The organism is Nocardia sp. NPDC088792 (assembly GCF_044750615.1).
In the GTDB taxonomy this organism is placed as follows: Bacteria; Actinomycetota; Actinomycetes; order Mycobacteriales; family Mycobacteriaceae; genus Nocardia.
On sequence record NZ_JBIVKC010000004.1, the window covers coordinates 835,895 to 855,800 of the forward strand.

The 19,906-nt window shown below is 66.3% G+C and carries 17 protein-coding genes; 6 read left to right on the top strand and 11 right to left on the bottom strand.

Translation table 11 applies throughout. The features are described 5' to 3' along the window. Positions 1-31: 31 nt before the first annotated feature. Together ACIP5Y_RS30610 and ACIP5Y_RS30615 are read right to left on the bottom strand one after the other, a co-directional pair. Positions 32-1,189 (bottom strand): radical SAM protein, encoded by a 1,158-nt coding sequence (locus ACIP5Y_RS30610; RefSeq protein ID WP_400355289.1) that lies wholly within the window; start codon positions 1,187-1,189, stop codon positions 32-34. 29 nt (positions 1,190-1,218) lie between these two features. After that, the gene (locus ACIP5Y_RS30615; RefSeq protein WP_400355291.1) at positions 1,219-1,590 is read right to left on the bottom strand and encodes a hypothetical protein; all 372 of its coding nucleotides are present in this window, start codon (positions 1,588-1,590) and stop codon (positions 1,219-1,221) included. Positions 1,591-1,905: 315 nt separating this feature from the next. On the opposite strand from ACIP5Y_RS30615, the gene ACIP5Y_RS30620 reads away from it, so the two are divergent. After that, positions 1,906-3,597, top strand: coding sequence for an APC family permease (locus ACIP5Y_RS30620; RefSeq protein ID WP_400355877.1), 1,692 nt, complete (start codon positions 1,906-1,908; stop codon positions 3,595-3,597). 66 nt (positions 3,598-3,663) lie between these two features. Here ACIP5Y_RS30620 and ACIP5Y_RS30625 read toward each other — a convergent pair whose 3' ends face one another. Next, positions 3,664-4,515 (bottom strand): acyl-CoA thioesterase, encoded by an 852-nt coding sequence (locus ACIP5Y_RS30625; protein WP_400355293.1) that lies wholly within the window; start codon positions 4,513-4,515, stop codon positions 3,664-3,666. Between the two features lie 134 nt (positions 4,516-4,649). Here ACIP5Y_RS30625 and ACIP5Y_RS30630 point away from each other — a divergent pair, with 134 nt between their 5' ends. Next, a complete protein-coding gene (locus ACIP5Y_RS30630) occupies positions 4,650-5,102 on the top strand; it encodes a flavodoxin domain-containing protein (RefSeq protein WP_400355295.1) in 453 nt (150 codons plus the stop codon). Here ACIP5Y_RS30630 and ACIP5Y_RS30635 read toward each other — a convergent pair. After that, positions 5,089-5,511, bottom strand: a complete 423-nt coding sequence (locus ACIP5Y_RS30635) for a MarR family winged helix-turn-helix transcriptional regulator (RefSeq protein ID WP_400355297.1) — start codon at positions 5,509-5,511, stop codon at positions 5,089-5,091. The two genes, ACIP5Y_RS30630 and ACIP5Y_RS30635, sit on opposite strands and share 14 nt — an antisense overlap. A gap of 94 nt (positions 5,512-5,605) precedes the next feature. On the opposite strand from ACIP5Y_RS30635, the gene ACIP5Y_RS30640 reads away from it, so the two are divergent. Next, the gene (locus ACIP5Y_RS30640) at positions 5,606-6,247 is read left to right on the top strand and encodes an MBL fold metallo-hydrolase (RefSeq protein WP_400355299.1); all 642 of its coding nucleotides are present in this window, start codon (positions 5,606-5,608) and stop codon (positions 6,245-6,247) included. Here ACIP5Y_RS30640 and ACIP5Y_RS30645 read toward each other — a convergent pair. The 4 genes from ACIP5Y_RS30645 to ACIP5Y_RS30660 form a co-directional block, all read right to left on the bottom strand. Then, the gene (locus tag ACIP5Y_RS30645) at positions 6,205-7,404 is read right to left on the bottom strand and encodes a CaiB/BaiF CoA transferase family protein (protein WP_400355301.1); all 1,200 of its coding nucleotides are present in this window, start codon (positions 7,402-7,404) and stop codon (positions 6,205-6,207) included. The genes ACIP5Y_RS30640 and ACIP5Y_RS30645 overlap by 43 nt on opposite strands. A 66-nt stretch (positions 7,405-7,470) precedes the next feature. Beyond that, entirely contained in the window at positions 7,471-8,409 is a 939-nt protein-coding gene (locus ACIP5Y_RS30650; protein WP_400355303.1) for an acyl-CoA dehydrogenase family protein, read from the bottom strand. Beyond that, complete coding sequence (locus ACIP5Y_RS30655; RefSeq protein WP_400355305.1) at positions 8,406-9,488, bottom strand: acyl-CoA dehydrogenase family protein; 1,083 nt, start codon at positions 9,486-9,488, stop codon at positions 8,406-8,408. Before ACIP5Y_RS30655 ends, ACIP5Y_RS30650 begins: the two co-directional genes overlap by 4 nt. 4 nt (positions 9,489-9,492) lie before the next feature. Beyond that, entirely contained in the window at positions 9,493-10,287 is a 795-nt protein-coding gene (locus tag ACIP5Y_RS30660) for an enoyl-CoA hydratase/isomerase family protein (protein WP_400355307.1), read from the bottom strand. A 132-nt stretch (positions 10,288-10,419) separates the two neighbouring features. On the opposite strand from ACIP5Y_RS30660, the gene ACIP5Y_RS30665 reads away from it, so the two are divergent. After that, the gene (locus ACIP5Y_RS30665; RefSeq protein ID WP_400355308.1) at positions 10,420-11,106 is read left to right on the top strand and encodes a GntR family transcriptional regulator; all 687 of its coding nucleotides are present in this window, start codon (positions 10,420-10,422) and stop codon (positions 11,104-11,106) included. A 23-nt stretch (positions 11,107-11,129) separates the two neighbouring features. On the opposite strand, the gene ACIP5Y_RS30670 is transcribed toward ACIP5Y_RS30665, so the two are convergent. The 3 genes from ACIP5Y_RS30670 to ACIP5Y_RS30680 all read right to left on the bottom strand — a co-directional run bounded on the left by ACIP5Y_RS30670 (position 11,130) and on the right by ACIP5Y_RS30680 (position 16,182). Further along, positions 11,130-12,512 (bottom strand): serine hydrolase domain-containing protein, encoded by a 1,383-nt coding sequence (locus ACIP5Y_RS30670; protein WP_400355310.1) that lies wholly within the window; start codon positions 12,510-12,512, stop codon positions 11,130-11,132. Positions 12,513-12,544: 32 nt separating this feature from the next. Further along, on the bottom strand, positions 12,545-14,830 hold the full coding sequence (locus tag ACIP5Y_RS30675; protein WP_400355312.1) for a DPP IV N-terminal domain-containing protein: 2,286 nt from the start codon (positions 14,828-14,830) through the stop codon (positions 12,545-12,547). A 545-nt stretch (positions 14,831-15,375) separates the two neighbouring features. Beyond that, positions 15,376-16,182, bottom strand: coding sequence for a hypothetical protein (locus ACIP5Y_RS30680; protein WP_400355313.1), 807 nt, complete (start codon positions 16,180-16,182; stop codon positions 15,376-15,378). Between the two features lie 1,666 nt (positions 16,183-17,848). On the opposite strand from ACIP5Y_RS30680, the gene ACIP5Y_RS30685 reads away from it, so the two are divergent. Both ACIP5Y_RS30685 and ACIP5Y_RS30690 read left to right on the top strand, forming a co-directional pair. Further along, entirely contained in the window at positions 17,849-18,223 is a 375-nt protein-coding gene (locus ACIP5Y_RS30685) for a MerR family transcriptional regulator (RefSeq protein WP_400355315.1), read from the top strand. 428 nt (positions 18,224-18,651) lie between these two features. Next, positions 18,652-19,890, top strand: coding sequence for a thiolase family protein (locus tag ACIP5Y_RS30690; RefSeq protein ID WP_400355317.1), 1,239 nt, complete (start codon positions 18,652-18,654; stop codon positions 19,888-19,890). The last annotated feature ends 16 nt before the right edge of the window (positions 19,891-19,906 follow it).

The window sequence follows — 19,906 nt, forward strand, 5'->3', positions numbered from 1 at the left end:
GTGTGTCGAAAGATGGTGCGGCACGGGCGAATCAGGCGAGCGCATGCCGCTGCCGCCAGTGCGCCACGGTGTCGGGTACCCGGCCGTGCAGCTGTTCGGCGATATAGGCGATCACCGGCCGGGCCGTGCACAGCAGGGTGCCGTGACCGTCCTGATCGCGTTCCCGCGACTCGGTCTCGGCGACCAGCGACCCACCGCAGGCGTCGAAGAACGGGCAGGACAGGCAGTTTCCCGCCACCCGGCGTTCCGCCGCGACCGCGCAACGCTCGAACACCGGGCTCGCCAGCAGTTCGGCGAACGGTTCGGTGCAGATGTTCCCGACCGACCAGTGCGGATCGCCGTACGGTTCGCCGTAGGTGTAGCCCGAGCCGTCGATGTCGACCAGCAACAGCGGAAGCCATTCGCGGCGGTCGTGATACTCCGGTCCGTCGGTTCCGGCCAGGTAGCGGGCGGCGATCTGCACATAGCCGTCGAGGGGTGCGGGCGGGCGTTGCAGGGTGTCGCCCGCCAGCCACAGGTCGACCAATCGCGCGAGTGCGGACAGTTCCCGTTCCCGGGTGACCTCGAACGGCGTGGTCTGGCCCGGCGCACCGGTATCGAACAGCGGTAGCACGCGGAAGTTCAGGTTCCGCGCCTCGAAGAAGCGGAAGACCTCGTCGACGGCATCGATGTTCTGCGCCGTCAGCACCGATATGCAACCGACCCGTACGCCCGACGCGGTCAGCTCGTCCAGGTTCGCGGCGACGCGGGTCTGCGAGTCGCGGCCGGCCCGGTTCACCCGCAGCCCGCCTGCCACGTCCAGGGAGACGCCGACCGAGTCGAAGCCGTCGCGCAGCAGTGCGCGGCGTTCCTCGTCGAGGATCATCAGATTGGTCTGCACCGAGTTCGAGATCGCGATGCGTTCGCCGAAGATCTCCCGCTGGTCGGCCAGGGTCTGCCGGTAGAACTGCACGGGTTGCAGCAGCGGCTCGCCGCCGTGCCAGACGAACTCCAATCGTGTTCGCGCACCGTCACGTTCGTCGGCCACGAGCAGGTAGTCGTGCAGGTTGCGGTACATCGCGGTGACCTGTTCGCGGGACATGGCCGCGTGATTGGCCAGGTGCGGGTACTCGTAGCAGTACCTGCAGCGCAGATTGGAGAACTTCGAGACCTTCACCACGATCTGCAGGTTCCGGTTGATCGGTTCCATTCGGCACCCTCTGTTCGGACGGACGAGATCTAGGGATCGACCAACTGGATGAAGGGGTTGCCGGGCGCCTGATGGAACGGCACCGCCTGGTTGAACCCCTGGTGGAATCCCTGACGGAACGGACCGGCCTGATGGAACTGATGGAACGGGGTCGGTTCGGTCGCGGCGGGCCGGATGCGGTCGGCGGCGGCGATCGGGGCGAGCGTGATGCCCTGATCGATCAGCGTCGCCAGGTGAGCGCGTGCCGCGGCGCCGAGGACGGCGCTCTGTTCCGCCGGAGCCGTTGCCGCACCGGCGGTTCCGCCGATCGTGACGGCGACGACCGGTACGGCGGCCATGGTCGCGGCGATCGCGGCGAGCCGGGCGACGGCGGCCGAACGGCTGCTGCTTCGAGGTGACATTCGGATTCCCTTCCCATCGGGCCCCGCCGAACCCATGGCCCCGGGTATCAGGGGACTCGGCCGGACATCTCTAGATAGGCCGTTGGTTACGTCCGGGACCGCATGTCCGGATCGTCGTGATCGTGTGGCCCTACTCACCCGGCCGTCAGGGAATCGTCAGGAGGGGTGTTCCCGAGTTGATTTCGGACAACACTCCGCTATGTGACTGATGTGTTGCCGCCGAGGACGACAGGATCGCGTGGCGGAATCGACGTACCGCAGGCCCGCCACGGGCTGACCGTCTCCACCGGGCTCGCCGGACTGTCCCTGGACGCCATGGCCTCGGTCGCTTACGGTCCCGAGGCGATCGTGCTGGTGCTGGCCGCGGCCGGCTCCGCCGGACTCGGCTTCACCTTGCCGGTGACCCTGGCGATCGTGGTGTTGCTGGCCGTGCTCATCGCCTCCTACCGGCAGGTGATCGCGGCGTTCCCGAACGGTGGCGGCGCGTATGCCGTGGCCAAATCGCAGTTGGGGCGGCGGACCAGTCTGGTGGCGGCGGCGTCGCTCATCGTCGACTACATACTCAATGTGGCGGTGTCCATCGCGGCGGGTGTGGCGGCGCTGACTTCGGCCTTCCCCGGACTGTTCTCGTACACGGTGTGGATCTGCCTGGCCGTGCTCGCCGGGATCACCGTGCTCAATCTGTACGGCATCCGGGAGAGTGCGCGGGCGTTCATGGCGCCGACCGTGGTGTTCGTACTCGGCATCTTCGTAGTGATCGTCGCGGGTCTGCTGCGAGCGCATCCGGAGACGGTCGCCACGGGCACCGTGGTGCAGGAGAACGCGCGCACCATCGGAATCCTGTTGCTGCTCAAGGCCTTCTCCAGCGGCTGCGCGGCGTTGACCGGTGTGGAGGCCATCGCGAACGCGGTGCCGAGCTTCCAGGCGCCGAAGGTGAAGCGGGCGCAGCGCGCCGAGGTGGCGCTGGGTGTGCTGCTGGGGCTCATGCTGATCGGGCTGGCGACGCTGATCGGGAAGTTCTCGATCCATCCGATCGACGGCACCACGATCCTGTCGCAGCTGACCGAGGCGGCGCTGGGGCACGGAATCACCTACTACGTGGTGCAATTCGCGACGGTGATCCTGCTGGCGCTGGCCGCCAATACTTCCTACGGCGGCCTGCCGACGCTGACCAAGATCCTGGCCGACGACAATTGCCTGCCGCACCGTTTCGCGGTGAGCTCGCAGCGGCAGGTGTATCGGTTCGGTGTTCTCGCGCTGGGCATTTCGGCGGCCGTGCTGTTGATCGCCTCGCGCGGCAATATGAATGCGCTGGTGCCGCTGTTCGCGATCGGCGTGTTCGTGGGCTTCACCATCGCGCAGGTCGGCATGGTGCGGCATTGGCTGCAGGTGCGGACCGACGGCTGGCGGTGGCGGATCGCGCTGAACGGTTTCGGCGCGGTGCTGACCGCGGTCGCGACCGTCGTCACCACCGCCATGAAGTTCATGGAGGGCGCCTGGCTCATCGTGCTGGTGCTGCCGCTGCTGGTGGTTGCCATGGAACGAGTTCGCTCCACCTACGGCAAGATCGAAGGCTGCCGCGGCCGGGGGTGCCTGCCGGAGGAGCCGCGGCCGACGGAGACCGCCATCGTGGTGCCGGTGTCGGAGGTCTCGGAACTGAGCCGGGAAGCGTTGTCGGCGGCCATGTCCCTGGGCCGCGATGTGACCGCGGTGCATGTCTGCCTACCGGATGAGAACATCACCGTCTTCACCAAGGAATGGGAATCGTGGCATCCCGGCGTGCGGCTGATCCTGCTGGAGGACGGCGATGCGACCGTCGGCGGACCGGTGGCCCGCTATGTCCGCGACAACTTCCCGGGTCGCCGCAAGGTGGTGGTGATCGCCGAGGTGGAGCCGCCCGCGGGCTGGAACCGCGTGCTGCCGAGTCACCGCAGCGATGAACTGGAGAAGGTACTGCGCAAGATGTCCGACACGGTGGTCTGCCACCTGCGGGTGCAGACGGCCTGACTACCGCGAAAAGTGAAGGCGTGCCGACCGTTTCACGGTCGGCACGCCGTCCTTGTATCCGGGGGTTCAGTTGGTGCCGGGTGGGAAGGACTCGGTGTGCTTCTCGCGGAAAGTGCGAATCAGCCCTTCCTGCATGACAACTGCGACCATTTCACCCTGCTGGTTCCAGATGCGTCCGCCGGTGAGCGCGCGGCCCGCGCCGGCCGAGGGCGACTGCTGGTCGTAGAGCAGCCAGTCGTCGGCGCGGAAGGGGCGCAGGAACCACATGGCGTGATCGAGCGAGGCGTTCTGGGTGGGCTCGTCCGGGTGGATGACCTTGGACGATCCGAGCAGCGTCATATCGCTCATATAGGCGAGGGTGCAGACATGGAACAGCGGATCGTCGGGCAGCGGGTGCCGGTAGCGGAACCACACCTGCTGCTGGGCGATCAGTCCGTCGCGGCGCGGGATCTCGTCCTGCGGGACGGTGCGGATATCCCAGTGCTCCCATTCGCGCATGGCCCAGAGCCGTTCCGGGCTCATGGATTCCGCGGCGTCGGGCAGTTCCTCGGGCACGGGGACGACCGGCATGGCGTCCTGATGCTCGGGTCCTTCGTCGCCGATATGGAAGGAGGCGGACATGGTGAAGATCGCTTCACCGTTCTGCACTCCGGTCACGCGTCGCGTGCAGAAGGATCGCCCGTCCCGGATGCGGTCCACCAGGTAGACGGTGGGTTGTTCGGGATGTCCGGGTCGCAGGAAGTAGCCGTGCAGCGAATGCACCTGATAGTGCGGGTCGACGGTGCGGACCGCCGCGACCAGCGCCTGCCCGGCGACCTGGCCGCCGAAGGTGCGCGGCAGTTGCGTCTTGGTGGACGCACCCCGGAAGATGTCGCGTTCGAGCTGCTCTATCTCGAGCGCCTCTTCGATAGTCGCCATGCACGCTTCCTTCCCGTTCGTCGGGCTCAGGCTAACAACGAGCGCCCCGCCGACCTGCCGCGACCTGCTCGGGATACCGGATCGATGCCGGAGACTGTTAGGCTAGCCTTACATAAATTCCGAAGGAGGCTGGTGTGCGCGTCGTAATTCTCTTCGGTTCCGAACTGGGAACCTCCGAGACTGTCGCGGATTGCGTAGCGGACGAACTGTCGAGTCATGACGTCTCGATCTACGACATGACCGACTTCGACCCGGGCGACCTCGACCGCACCGACTTCCACGTCGTCATCTGCTCGACCTCCGGCGACGGTGACCTCCCCACCGGCGCCGAACCGTTCTTCGACATCCTCGACGCGACCAGTCCCGACCTGGCCGGTCTTCATTTCGCCGTCTTCGGCCTCGGCGACAGCGTCTACGGCGACACCTTCAATCGCGGCGGGGAAATCGCGGCCGAGAAGCTCACTGCCTGCGGCGCTACTCAGGTCGGCGACCATGCCCGCCACGACGCCTCCACCCCGATCAGCCCCAAGGACATGGCCCGCGACTGGGCCGAAACGCTTCCCATCCCAGCCCTCACCCCTCACTGAGGCGGCGGGTGAGGCGGGTGAGCAGCTCGACGCAGGTGCGCAGGTGCTGCTGCTCATCCGGGTCGAGGGAGTCACGGATGGCCGCTTCGAGGGAGTCGGCGCGTTGGGAACGCTCCGCATGAAGGCGGGTTCGACCGGCATCGGCGAGGTGCAGGAGGAGTTTTCGGCGGTCCTCGGGGTGGGGGTGGGCGGATATCAGGCCCAGGGCGAGTAGTTCCTTGACGGATTTCGCCGCCGACTGGTGGGTGACTTTGCGGCGTTGCGCCAGGTCGGTTGTGGTCAGCGGGCCACTGCGGTCCAGGTAGCCGAGGATGGCGGCATGGCCGGGGGGCATGGTGTCGACGGTTCTGACGGCGCGAACCAGTTCGCCGACTGCCTGCCGGAGGTCTGCTGCGAGGGCGTCGTCCACCAGCGGAGTTTAGCCAGGGCCTGGACAGTTTGTACAGTCTGGTTGTACAACTTGATTGTATAAATTCCGATGGCGAGAGTTGAGGAGACGCGTCATGCAGCTCACCAAGTTCGGGCATGCCTGCGTACGGATCGAGAAGGACGGCCGGCGTTTGGTCATCGATCCCGGCGGACTGACCGAACCGCATGCGCTCGACGGTGCACATGATGTGCTGGTCACGCACGAGCACTTCGACCACTTTTCCGAGCAGACGCTGCGTGCGGCCGCGGAAGCCGATCCGGCACTGCGGATCTGGACCAATACGGCCGTTGCGCGACAGCTCGACGGCCTCGGGGGCCGGGTCACCGCGGTCGGGGAGGGTGAGGTGTTCGATGCCGCCGGTTTCGAGGTCAAGGTCTACGGCGCGTGGCATGCGGTCATCCACCCGGATATTCCGCGGGTGGGGAATATCGGATTCTTCATAGACGACACCGTTTTTCATCCCGGCGATGCCCTCACGGTGCCGGATTCCACCGTCGATACCCTGCTGCTGCCGGTGCACGGACCGTGGTCCACCACCGGTCAGCTGATCGACTATGTGCGCGAGGTGTCGCCTCGACTCGCATACGCCATCCACGACGGAGCCCTCAACAACATCGGTACCGCGATGGTCGGCGGCCTGCTGGGAGCGAACGGGCCGGGAGCCGGTGCCCCTTACTCCCACCTCGCTACCGGCGGCACGATCGAGATCGGCTGAGACGCTTCCAGTTCCGCCAATTCGACCAGGACGGCCGCGGTATCGGCGCCGGGTAGCGGGGCCGGGGTGCGGACGCCCGCAGGGGTGCGGGAGAAGCGGGCCGGATGCGGGATGGCGTGATAGCGGCCCGCGAGGGGGTGGTCGGAGAGGGGAAGGCCGGCGGTCAGATCATCCAGGGTGCCGATGCGGCTTACCGGGATACCTTGTACCGTACAGATATTCAGGATCTCTTCGGTCGTGTAGTCGGCTGCGATCGCACGGACGTCGCGGTAGAGGGAGTCGGAGTTTGCTATGGCGGCTTGCCGGGTGGCGTAGCGAGGGTCGTCGAGTAGATCGTCACGGCCGACGCCGGCGAAGAGGGCGGCGTAGTGGGCGGGCTGATAGGGCAGGATGTGGACCCAGCCGTCTTCGGTGGGACAGGGGCGGCGTTCCGGAGAGAGGATCCGGCGGTATCCGGCCGGGGCCGCGGGAGGTTCGCTGATGGCACCCGCGCCGTGCTCTACGAGCATGAACGAGGTCATGGCCGTCGCCATGGGGAGTTCGATGTGCTGGCCTTCGCCGGTGCGCTCGCGGTGGAGCAGGGCGGCGGTGACGGCTTGGGCGATGAAGATGCCGCAGACCTTGTCCGCGAGGATGGTCGGTACGAGGGCGGGCGACCCGTAGGTGCGCTGCATGACGTCGGCGATGCCGGTGGCGGCTTGGATGACGTCGTCGTAGGCGGGGTCGTCGGCGCGAGGGCTGTCGAGAGGCCAGCCCTGCGCCTGGCAGTAGACGATGTCGGGGCGTCGCGCAGCCACCGTGGGATAGTCCAGGCCGAGGCGGTCGATGGTGCGGGGGCGCAGGCTGGTGATCACCACATCGCATGTCGCAGCGAGCCTTTGCGCCAGGTCCCGGCCCTCGTCGGTGGCCAGATCGATGGTCACCGAGCGCTTGTTGCGCATCAGGTTCAGGCTGGTGCCCGACAGTTGGGGATGCGGGCCCGCGCCCATCACCCGGTTGGTGTCGCCCTGCTCGGATTCCAGCACGATCACGTCGGCGCCCTGATCGGCAAGCAGCTGAGTGGCGTACGGGCCCATCACGACGTGGGTGAGGTCGAGAATCCGGATGCCGGCCAGCGGTCCCCGTGGGAATGCGGTTTCGGCGGATGAGGTGGGCAAGATTGCCTCCCTTGTTAATCGGATGGACGGGCCGGGTAGCTAGTCGAATTGTCGCGAGGGCAGCGGTCAGCTTGTGGCTCCCGGGGCGGTCAGCTCCCAGAGCTGCGTCTCGGTCAGGACAGCCGGGTCGGTGGTTGTGCGCCCTTCGTCGCGGTCGGCCCAGAGCAGCGTGGTGCGGTGGTGCAGGCCGGATTCGGCGGTGATACCCATTGCGCCGTGCAGTTGATGGGCGGTCGATGCTACGAATCCGGCTGTGGTGGCGGCGATCTCGCGAGCCGCTGCCAGCGCGAACCGGGGACGCTCGGATGCTTCCGGCAGTCGGCGGCCCACCTCGCGCAGGGCGGCGTGCAGTTGCCCCTGGGCCACCGACAACTCACCGAGCGTGGTCTTGACCGCGGGGATGGAACTCAGCGGGCGGCCGAATTGGATGCGCTGGCCGACATAGGCGCGGGTGAGGTCGACCGCACCGTCGACCGCTCCGGTGATCTCGTGCAGCAGTAGATAATTCGATACCGCCGATTGCCTGTCGGCCAGCTGCACCGGGCGTGGCACCGGTGCGGCGAGCGGTCGGCCGGCTATGTCGAGATGCTCCGCCCGGCTCGGAGTCTGCGTGCGAACCTCGCCGTTCGGGGCGACCACGACAGCGGCGATCGGCTCCCACAGTCCTGTCCCGTCGTCGAGCACCGCCACGGCGGCTTCGTCGAACGATTCCCGGGCCGCGGTGCGGGCCAGCAATGTCTGACGTACAGGCAGTTTCGCACCGGCACGAGCCAACGCGGAGACTGCCGCGCCTGCTGCTTCCAGCAATTCGCGCCCTTGCTCGTCGGCGAGTTCGACATCGTCGAGTATGGTCGTCCACCCCAGGCTCACGGCCAGATCCCAGTGCTGCGCGAAGGTTTCGTCCTGCGAGACGTCGGCGCCGGGCTGCGGCCGATCCCAGGCGGCCGCGGCCTGTGTCACGGCGGCGTGCAAATCGGCTGCGGCGCCGGTGTATTCGTAGTTCACTTGCTCCCCTTCGCGATCATCGACAGCATGACCGGTGCGGCCCCACCGCGGATTCCCGATTTCGGCGAAGCCAGCGTGGCTTCCCAGTACATGCGGTGAATGCCGGCGTCACACCGTGGCAGCAGTTCACGCACGAATTCGATGCAGTCCAGTTCGAATCGATTGCCGAGGTACTTACCGGTGGCGGCCTCGACGACGGGACTGTATCCGGCGTCCATCGCCAGCGCGGTCTCGCGCGCCCACGTGCGCAGCACCATCAGCCGAGCCATCAACGCGTGTAGTCGGCTGCGGTCCTCGGCGCCGAGCACTCCCCCGGCGTCCAGCACCGCTTTCAGCAGCGGGTACATGGACAGAAACCGTTCGGGCCCACCCCGTTCGAACGCCAGTTGCCCGACGACCTGCTGCCAGCCGTTGCCGACCTGCCCGATCACCCAGTGGCCGGGTGTCCACACTTCGTCGAAGGTCACCTCGTTGAAGTGGTGTTCCCCTTCCATGCCGATGATCGGCCGTACGGTCACTCCGGGCGCGGTGCGTTCGACGATGAATTCGGTGAGGCCAGCATGCTTGTCGTCCTCCTTCGAGCTGCGGGCCAGCACATACAGGTGAGTGGCGACGTGCGCGCCACTGGTCCAGATCTTGCGGCCGCTGATCCGCCAGCCGGCACCGTCGGGGGTCGCGGTGGTGCGGACCGCGGCCAGATCCGAGCCCGCGTCGGGTTCGGACATGCCCAGTGCGAAGCCGATTTCCGCGGCGGCGAGCCGTGGGCAGAACTCCTCCTGTAGTGCGGGTGTGCCGTGCCGGATGAGTTCGGGCCCGATCTGCCGCTCCCCCAGCCAGTGCGCCGATACCGGCGCCCCGGCGCGCAACAGTTCCTCGGTGATCGCGAGCCGCGCGATATTGCTGTCCTCCGCGCCACCGAGATGTTTCGGCCAGGTGCGGGCCAGCAGGCCGCGGCGGGCGAGTTCGCGACTGAATTCCGGGTCGTAGCCGCCGATCCAGGAATCGACACGCGGGGTGTAATCCCATTCGGCGCAGAGTGCGCGGACACGCTCGCGGAGTTCCTGTTCGTGCGTGGTCATTTCGTCATTTTCCTTCGAAATGCGGGGTGCGGCGTTCGCGGAATGCGTCCATGGCCTCGCGGGAATCGGCGGTCGACTGCACGATGGCCTGATGCGAGGCGATCAGGTCGAGCGCCGTGCGCAGATCACCGGGAATCGATTGGCGCACAGCTCGTTTGATGAGTTGCACGGCCACCGGCGGCTGCGCCGCGATCTGCGCGGCGAAGGCGGTGAGCCGCGCGTCGAATTCGCCGTCCGGGCATACTTCGTCGACGATTCCCCACTCCAATGCCTGTGCGGCGGAAACGAATTCGCCGGTCCACAGTAGCCGCAGCGCCTTGGATGTCCCGATCAGCCGGGGCAGGTAGTAGCAGCCGCCGTCGCCGGGTACCAGCCCGACCCGCACGTAGCCTTCCGAGAACCGGGTGCGATCGGCCGCGATGCGGTAATCGCACATCAACGCCATATCCATGCCCGCGCCGACGGCAACCCCGTTCACGCCCGCGATGAGCGGCTTGTTCAGGTCCTCGACCGCGCGGGCAACCTGGTGCACGTGGTCGGTCATGAGCCGGCGCGCTTCGAGGGGAGTCCGGTCGGCCGCGGCCAGTCCGTCGACATCACCGCCCGCGCAGAAGGCGTCGCCGGCGCCGCGGACGACCACCACCCGCACCTCCCGGTCAGCCTCGAAATCGCGCAGCGCCCGCGTCCAGCGCAGCAGCATGTCGCGGTCGAGGGCGTTCTTCTTCTCGGGCCGGTTGAGCACGATCCAGCCGACATGGTCCTCGACGCGGACCTCGACTCCGGTCATGGCGGTTGTCATTTCCACTCCTGACGATCAGATTGGATCCAATCCTAGGAGTGGTAGCGAGTTAGAGTCAATGAATTGGATCCAATTGCCGGTCCGGTAGCCAACGACCGACACTGTGGCAGCCACCGAACGAAGGAGACCCCGATGCCGACGGACCCGCGCGACGGCGAAGCCGCGACCGGCGCGGTACAAGCGGTGATCGATGCCATCTACGACTCGATCGCGGCCGGCACCCTCAGCCCCGGCCAGCCGATCCGCCAGGAACTACTGGCCGACCGACTCGGCCTGAGCCGCCAGCCGGTCCGCGAGGCCCTCCGCACCCTCGCCTCCGACGGCCTCCTCACCTACCGGCGCAATGCCGGCTTCTGCGCCCGCGAACTGAGCGTCGCCGAGTTCGCCCAGGCCTACCGCCTACGCCAGCTCCTCGAGAACGAAGTCCTCTGCGACATCAGAGAAGTCGCCCCCGCCGCCATCACCCGCCTGCGCGAGATCAACACCGCGATCACCGCCGCCGCGGCCCGCCACGACCTGGGCGCCTTCCGCCGCCTCAACACCGACTTCCACTTCACCCTGTTCGAACTCTCCGGCCTGGACCTCTTCGTCACGGAACTCCGCCGAATCTGGTTGCTCACCAGCATCTACCGCGCAATCTACGCCTCGGACCCCCGCGTAATAGACCGCATCATCGCCGAACACGCCGCCATAGTCACCGCCTTGGAAGCAGCCGACCTCCCCCGCCTGGTCGCCCTCCACAACCAGCACCGCGAAGGCACCATCGAAGCCCTCACCGACCGCCTCCGCGCCACCGAAACCCGCACGGCAACAGCCTGATCCACGCCGCCCGCATAAGGCGGTCACCGCACGCGTCGTGCCGCGAAGGCGCCGTTGAGTATTCGCTCGGCGACGTTGTCCTTTCCGAACTGGAAGGCGATGTCCCACCGGTGGTTGGAGGTGAATGCGTCGTCGGCGGGCAGGAAGCGGTCCTCGCCGAGCGGCAGCAGCTGCGAGGACGCGACGGATTGGAGACTCGCCTGACCGTCGGGGCCGACTACTCGCACATCCAAGTGCCCGACCAGGCGAGGGCCCTGCGCTTCGATCCGGAAGACCATGCTCGCGCTCTCGTAGGTGCCGGCGTATCGAGCCGGATCGAAGGACACGCTGTCGTCGGGCTGCGGACGCTGTGGTGCGTCGATCTGTAGTGCGGTGCGGACGACCTCGCGAATCACGGTCTCCGCGAAGGCGTATCCGCGATTGGCCACATTGACGACGGTAGCGATCGCGGCGCCCGCTTCCGGCAGCCACTGCAGTGTGGAGGACGCGCTCGGGGTGGTGCCGCTGTGACCGTAGACCGCGACTCCGTCCCACACCTTGCGGTACGGGCCCAAGCACCACTGGTCGGCGAACAGTTTGGCAGGCACATCGACCTGCGGCGTGTGCATCTGCCGCACCGTGTCTTCGGAGAGGATCCGGGTGCCGTCCTCGGCGAGCCCGCCCCGCAGGAACAGCCCACCGAACCGCACCATGTCCCCGGCACTTGCGCACAGCGTGCTGCCTGCCGGGCCCATGCCGCGGGAAAAGGTGAACGGCCGCACGATTTCCGGCTTACCGTCGCCGTCGCGAGTGTGCCCGACCGCAATGTGATGGTAGGGCAGTTCCTCGAAAAGGCTTGCCGATCGGGTCAATCCGGCCGGCCGCAGCAACCGCTCGGCGAGCGCATCATCCCAGCAGCGGCCGGACAGCCGTTCGATGAGTAGGCCGGAGAGGTTGGTGGAGGCGTTGGTGTAGCCGTACTCCGCGCCGGGCGGGTCGATCACCGCGATGTCGGTGAGCAGATCGGCGTACGCGCGCACGCAATCGTCACCGCGCCCGGTATCGGTGTAGGGGCCGTTGTCGAGACCGCTCGTCATCGCCATCAGGTGACGAGGGGTGACGGTCTTCGTGGTCTCCGGATCACCGAGCCGCAGCTCCGGCAGATAGGTGATCAGCGGGGCATCGATATCGATCACACCCTCGGCGGCGAGCTGCATCACCAGCGCCGCGGTGTATACCTTTGTGGTGGAACCGATCTGGAACAGCGTATCGCGGGTGACCGGGGTATCGAGTTCGGCATTGGCTGTGCCGGTGACGAATTCGTGGATCTCACCGTCGAGCAGGACAGCGAGTTGCGCGCCGACGATGCCGAGTTCGGCGGCGGTGTCATCGACAAGGCGTTGAGTCACCACATGATCGAGTGCCACAAATAACTCCTTCAACGTGTTGTGTGCGGCGGTCAGCGGAAGCTCATTGCCGCCATGGACTTTTCGATGGGGACCGGGGTGAGCCGGAATCCTGCGGGCGGTTCGGCGCCGAGCAGATGCCGGACCAGGAAGTCCCAGCGCCGCCGGATCACGTAATGCTCTGCGCCGGTGAAGGCGTGGTCGGCGCCGGGAACGAGGAGCATCTCGAAGTCCTTGTCCGCCGCGACGAGCCGGGCGACGAGCCGCAGCGTCTGCTGCGGGGTGACATTGTGATCGAGTTCGCCATGGACGAGCAGCAGTTTGCCGCGCAACCGATCGGCGAACTCCGGATTGGCGCTGCGCCGATAGATTTCCGCGTCGTAGGGCCCGTCGTAGGATTCGCCCCACACCTGGTGGTAGATGCGCTGATCGTGGTTGCCGGATTCGGAGACGCCCACGGTATAGAAGTCGGGGTACGTGCACAGCGCCCGCACGGTGGCGTAACCGCCGCCCGAAATCCCGAAGATCCCCACGCGATCCAGGTCCATCCACGGCCGCGTCGCGGCCAGCTCCCGGATCGCGGCAATGTGGTCGTCGAGCCCGCCCGCATCGCACAGCCTGCCGTAGGACGCGTCGTGAAATGCCTTGTCCCGCCCGGGAGTTCCCCGCCCGTCCAACGCGACGACAACGAATCCCAGCGCGGCCAGCGCCTCGGCGTCGTACCCGTAGGACCCCGGGTCGAACGACGGCGCAACGCGGTGGATCTGCGGGCCGGGGTAGATGTGGTCGATGACGGGATAGCGCCGGCCTGGGTCGAAATCGTGCGGCAGGTACAGCACACCGTAGATGTCGGTGGTTGCGTCGGCGGCGGTGGTGCGGAACCGTTCCGGCGGGCGCCAGCCGGTATCGCGCAACCGGACGACGTCGGCACGTTCCAGTTCGACGAGCACTGCGCCGTCCCAGTCGCGAACTGTGATCACCGGCGGGAGTTCGGTTGTCGACGCGGAGTCGAGGAAATATGCCGCGTTCTCGGGGACGGTGACGACGTGATCGAGGTCGTCGTCGCACAGCCGCGCGAAACCCGACCCGTCCAGATTCGCCCGGCACACCTGGCGGCGGTAGGGATCGGTGGCGATCAGCCCGGAGGCGAGGAAGTAGACGACCCGGCGGTCTTCGTCGACATGCAGGATCTGCCGCACCACCCACGCCCCCGAGGTGACCTGGACGGGTGGCGCGTCGGTGCGAGTGTCGTACAGGTACAGATGTCCCCAGCCGTCGCGCTGTGAAAACCACAGCACCTCATGGCCTCCGGGCAGCACCCGCACGATCGGAGGTGCGGCGATCTCCTGGGCCGGTTCCACCCGGGTCGGCCCGCTTTCCTCGATCAGCGTGCGCACCGCGCCGGTCTCGGGGTCGAGTCGCTGCAAGCGCAAGGTCCGCTGGTCTCGCGAGTGATCGAGCCAGTAGACGGCCGAACCGTCCCGGTCCCACCACGCCTGCCGCAACGCTATCGGCGTGATGTATGACATCCGCAGTGGCTCGGCCTGCGCGGTCACCATCGTTCCCGAACGCACATCCAGCACCACCAACTCACCGCGCGCGGTCACTTCCTCTCCCGGCACCGAGTAGGGCAGCGTCAGCAGGGCGGGCCTGCCGCCATCCGGTGGCATCGCCTCGACCAGATGCATCGTCGCCACCTCCCGCTCGTCGGTGCGGATGGTGAGCACCCGGGTCGAATCCGGCGACCACACCACCGACGGCGGTAGCTGCGGCACACCGAGCGCCCGCAGCAAGACGAGCGGAACGAACGGCCCCGGCTCGGCCCCGTAGCCGTAATCGGGCACGCCGTCGCTGGTCAGCGCACGCTCCCCAGAGCCGTCGTCGCAACGAACCCACAGGTCGTCGCCACGGCGGAACACCAGCGAGGTCCCATCCGGTGACGGCACCTCGAGCGGAGAGCGCGGCCGCGCGGCCAGCCGTTCACACTCACCGGTGTCCAGCGTGCACCGCCAGCGCGTGCCGAGCGCATCGAACTCGACCGCACCGCCGGGAAAAGCCAACGCCGACAGCGGAAGTAGCGCGGGATCAAGTTTCTCTCCACTCGCGGCCCCGAGAACCGCGGCCAGCCATTCGTGATCGAATGCCACTTCCCGCCTGCCCGCCGCAGGATCGACCAAGACATACCGTATGCCGTCGGCCGTACGGCTCCGATACCAGAACCGCTCCTCCCCCACGATCCGAACCGGCGTCACCTCCGCCCCATAGACAAGCTCGGATCGGTTGTGCCCCAACAACTTCTCGGCGGTCCGATAAGCGGATTCCGGCACCACAGTCGCCATTGTCTCTCCTCGTCGAGCACTCGAATCAACTCCCATCCTGACGCCGCCGATCAACGATCACCTCGTTCCCACCGACAAGTTCGCCGCCTCTCACTCGTGTACGGCGACGAGACAGCCGCCCACGTGGCCCGGTAACGCCCGGGCGGCTCGAGGCCCGGCAAAGACGTCTCCCTGTGCCCGAGCACCGCGTCTTCCGATTGCACAAAGCCGCCTCATGATCGAGATGCCAACCTGCCCTCGGATCGAGAACCATGGCTCGCGGTCAACCCGAAAACCTACGTCGGCGACCCAGCGCACGAGCCACTCAACATCATCCGCAGCCCCCGCTTCGACCGCCTGCCCCGATCCTCGGATATGCAACCGGTAATTCTTCGTCTCCTCGATATCTATTGCGGTGCAGCACAACTCGACGTCGACCGGACCCGTCTATGGACACAGTCCGGAGCAGCCCGGGAAACGATGCGGGGGCGGCGCCACGGCGCCGCTATGGAAAACATTGACACCACACCGGCATAGGCAATACAAGATCGTGGGAATGCAGTGCGTCAGTGCACCGGGGCGGTCCGGAGGATCTCGCGGCCGCAGAACCGCTGGATTATTTCGTCGTCGCTGAGTTCGGACTGCAGGGAGCCCTGCTCGTTGTCGACCGCGCAGGTCCAATGCCCGTTGGTATCGGATGAGTTGATGATCTCGGCGACGAACACGAGTTGAGAACCCTGGAACCTGTCGAACTCGATGTACCAGTGCGCGGCACCGCCTTTGGACTGTCCGACGATGTAGCCGCCCGCCGAACGATCCACCCCGATCCCGAACACGGTTCCGGACCTGGCGAATTCCGGCTTGTTCGCCTTGGGACGGAATACCTCGAAGTTGCCGTTGCCCACGATCGCGAGGGAAAGCGGCACGATCAGTTCATCCCGTCCGTCACCGACCAGATCGGCCAGGAACGGCTCAACGCCGGGAGCGTCGGAATCGTCCGTATCGATGGTTTGCAGGACGGTGCCGTCACCGCCCGTCACGTCGATCCTCGCCTGAGTCCCGAACTTGAAGCCGTCCCTATGGCGCACGATGAACGAGAATCCCGCGCTGTCGTGGGAGATCAGCTTGCAGTCGGCCGGCGCCGCGCCTGCGGAACCGGATCCCTTGACGTCACCGCACAGCGGCAGCGCTGCGGGTTCCACCGGGATCGTCGAAGTCGTTGGCGCGATGGTCTTGGTGGCCGCGATGACCGGTGCCGGGCTTGTCGTCGGCACGGACGGCGTCGTGTTCTTCGCGGTCGTCTCGGTGTGCCCACAGGCACCGGTGAGCAGTACGCATGCAGTGACGGCCAGCACCGGCCGAATCCTCCCCATGACCTGGAGAATAGCTGGCGCCGGGGAAACGGCGACCCTGTCGGAATTGTCGAAAACTGGCCTCCGAGAACGGCTAGCTGGACCATCGGGTGCTCACGCTGGGTCAATCGCTGACGCACGAGGACTTCGGGTCGAGCGATACCGAAGGGAGGTGAGCTCCCCGGATAACATGCCCAGTGGTCGACAGCGGTAGGGGGCAATGTGTGGAATGCGTTGAGAACTACGGTGATCGGCAGGATCGGCATTACGGTGGTAGCGGTTTGTGCGGCGGTGGGTGCGATTCCCGCAGCGCTTCACCACCGGGCAACGGAACCCGCTCAGGACAGACTTCGCAGAATGAATATCAAGGGTGGCAGCCGCTGCGGCGCAGCGCCCGGGTGCTGGACCGACCGCAAGCCGTTCACTTCCCGTGCAACTTGCCCACCCATGGCTCTGACCAGAATGGTTCTAGGCGGCCGTCGGGTCGATTGCGGCCGCCGCTGACGCCGAATTTCGTTCCGCCATCGCTCCGGCGTCTGCCACCTCGGTGTTGCTGCTGGTGCGCTTTCCTGAACGCGCAGGTCGCGGCATTATCGCTCACTCGTTTCGAATGAAGTCAGCATGGAAAGGTGCGATACGGAACGCTTTACGCTGATGACAGTGCGTTCAGCAGCGGAACCTTGTGTCGGCTCGATCTCGGTCGCGCGGGGCGTGGAGAGGCTGTGCTCGTCTTGCCGAAGATCGGGAAGTGCTGCCACCGTGACGGGCCCCGGCGCGTTGGAGCGCCGGGGCCCGTCATGGTTCTCACCTTGCTTCTTCGCCCCCTCCAGCGGCGGCCCCGGCCGGGGGTAGTGCCGGTTTCGTCTGCACCGGAAGGGGCGGTCGAACCTCATGTTCCAGGCAGTTCCGCTGCCCAGCTACTTGATCTCTCAATCGCAACGACAGCGAATATATGCCACAACAAGAGGAATGTCTACATCCATCACGATAGTTTTTCCCGCACCGAAAATGGGGGCTCATGCCTTTCGGAGTAGGCGTCGGCTGCGCCGTCAGGGGGCTATTGGCGTGCGGGTCCCCCAGGTCGCCGACCAGCGCCTGACACCGGAGAGCCGCCTGGGCGTTTCGAGCCGCGCGGGAGGCAGCACTCGCGGGAGGTCCAGATGCGCTGGACAAAACAACGATCCCGCGAGGTTCACCGCCGACATACGCACGGCCGCGAACGAGGGCAGAGCGAGTGAACAGCATGTTCGGTACGAGGGAAAAAATCTGCACTCAAGGGTGTAGACAACCGTTGTGACCCGTTGTACTGTCTCTCTTGTTCAACAAGCAGCAAGTCAAGGGCCCGGGAGAGATGAACTGCCCGGAGAAGTTCAGTTTGGGCCGTCCCCCGCCGGCGGGTGAAGTTTGTGATCCTGTTTCCGCAGGAGGGGACGAAGAACACCGCGAAAGGCGCCGGAAGTAGCAAGAGGACTTTCGAAGCGGGACCGTGCCAGCAACATTCGGGTGCGGGGGTGCGCAACCTACGAGCCGGGAGGTGGTCCACGAGCACATACGTACGCATTACGCGTCCCTGTCAACACGTTCGGACGCGGTGTCAAGCACCGGCCTCACCGGCCGGTAACCGAAATTGAGTCAACCCCTTCGTAACGACCTCAGGCCCCGGCGCACTGCGCCGGGGCCTGAAGGCATGAACCCACCGAGAGGTGTAGTGGAAGATCCACACGCGAAACCCGCCGACAGCACGCCCGCCGACCGACTCGACGACGATGACTATCCGGCCTACAGCATGGGCCGGGCCGCGGAAATCGTCGGAGTCACCCAAGCATTCCTGCGCGGCCTGGACGCCGCGAAACTGCTCACCCCGCAACGTTCCGAGGGCGGGCACCGCCGCTACTCCCGCTACCAGTTGCGCATCGCCGCGCGGGTCCGCCAACTCGTCGACGACGGTAACCCGCTCGAGGCCGCCTGCCGGATCGTGATCCTCGAAGATCAACTCGCCGAAGCACAACGCATCAACAGCGAACTACAACAAACCATCAGAGACGCTCACGACGGCAACTGACCGCCAGGCATCACCATCGAATCATCCACAGGCCGTCGATGATTCCTACCCCTCTCGCTAAGGGATAGATCAACAGCACACTGCTGAGGGGATTTGCCGGAATCGGCCACGGCAGTGCACTTCTCGCCGTTTCGAGCTTGGCGGACGGCGTCCTCGAGTGGTACCTCAGCGTGAGATTCTGTCCGATTTCTGAGGGGTCAGGTGCCACTCGGTCCTCGGCAGTTGCGGACGTTCCGCGCAGTCGGATCGGTACGGCCGGTCGATCCTTCGTTAGGCCGTGGGTTCGAGTAGCTCGGTCTCGGAGGTCGGCGGACTCGGCGCCGTCGGGTGTGTGGGTGTGGCGGATTTCGTCGGGATCGGGGCAAGATCGGGGTGGCAAGTACGGCTCGCTCGTTGAGACTCTGAGGATACTTTCGAAGGAGATCGTGATGGCGGAAGCGTTTGTGCTTGGTGGTGTTCGGACGCCGTTTGCTCGGTACGGTGGTTCGCTGTCGCATATTCGGGCCGACGACCTGCTGGGGATGACGATGAAGGGGGCGTGCGAGCGGGTTGGGGTGGGGCTGGATCAGGTTGAGGATATTGTTGCGGGGTGCGTTAATCCGGCCCATGAGGGGATGGGGGATGTCGCGCGGTGGGCGGCGCTGGCGGCGGGATTCCCTGACACGGTGGCGGGGGCGACGATCAATCGGTTTTGTGGGTCGTCGCTGAGTGCGACCGTCAATGTCGCGCACGCGATCAAAGCGGGGGATCTGGGCGTCGGGATCGCCTGTGGCGTCGAGTCGATGTCGCGGTCGGGGTGGGCGTATATGAAGGGCGACTCGCCGTTCGGGCCTCGTGGTCCGGTCATTCTGCTCGACACCATGTGGGCGGGTGCGGGTGGTCCCGCCAATCCGGTGCTGCTGGCGCGCAATGCTTATATCGGGATGATCGAGACGGCACAGAACGTCGCCGACCGTTACGGGCTGACCCGCGAGGAAATCGACGCGTTCGCGCTGCGGACGCAGCGAAATGCCAAGGCGGCCAGGGATTCCGGGCGGCTGGCCAAGGAGATCATGCCGGTGGAGATCGCCGCGACGAGGAAGACCCCGGCCCGCCTGTTCGAGCATGACGAATTCATCCGCGACGACACCACCGCCGAAAGGCTGGCGGCGCTGCCCCCGCAGCCGGGGACGACGCAGATGACCGCCGGGAACTCGACTCCCCTGACCGACGGAGCCAGCGCAGTGGTGCTGGCCTCGGGTGAACGAGCAGCCGAACTCGGCGTCGAACCGCTGGCCCGGGTGGTGTCGTCGGCGGTGTACGGGATCGATCCGCTCTACATGGGTTTGGCTCCGGCGTGGGCGCTGCCGCTGGCGATTCGACGCGCGGGCCTGACACCCGAGCAGATCGATGTGTGGGAAGTGCACGAGGCATTCAGCGCCCAGGCCCTGGGTGTGCTGCGTGAATTGCCCAACCAGCTGGACGGTTTCGTCATCCCGGACGAGAAGCTGACACCGAACGGCGGCGCGGTGGCGATCGGTCACCCGTTCGGCGCCACCGGCGCCCGCTACGTCCTCACCTTGGCCACCGAACTGCGGGAACGCAATGCGCGCTACGGTGCGATCGGCGTCTGCATCGGATCCGGTCAAGGAGTCGCAATCGTCCTCGAAAACCCTTCCGCCGCCTGAGAAAACTCACCGCGGC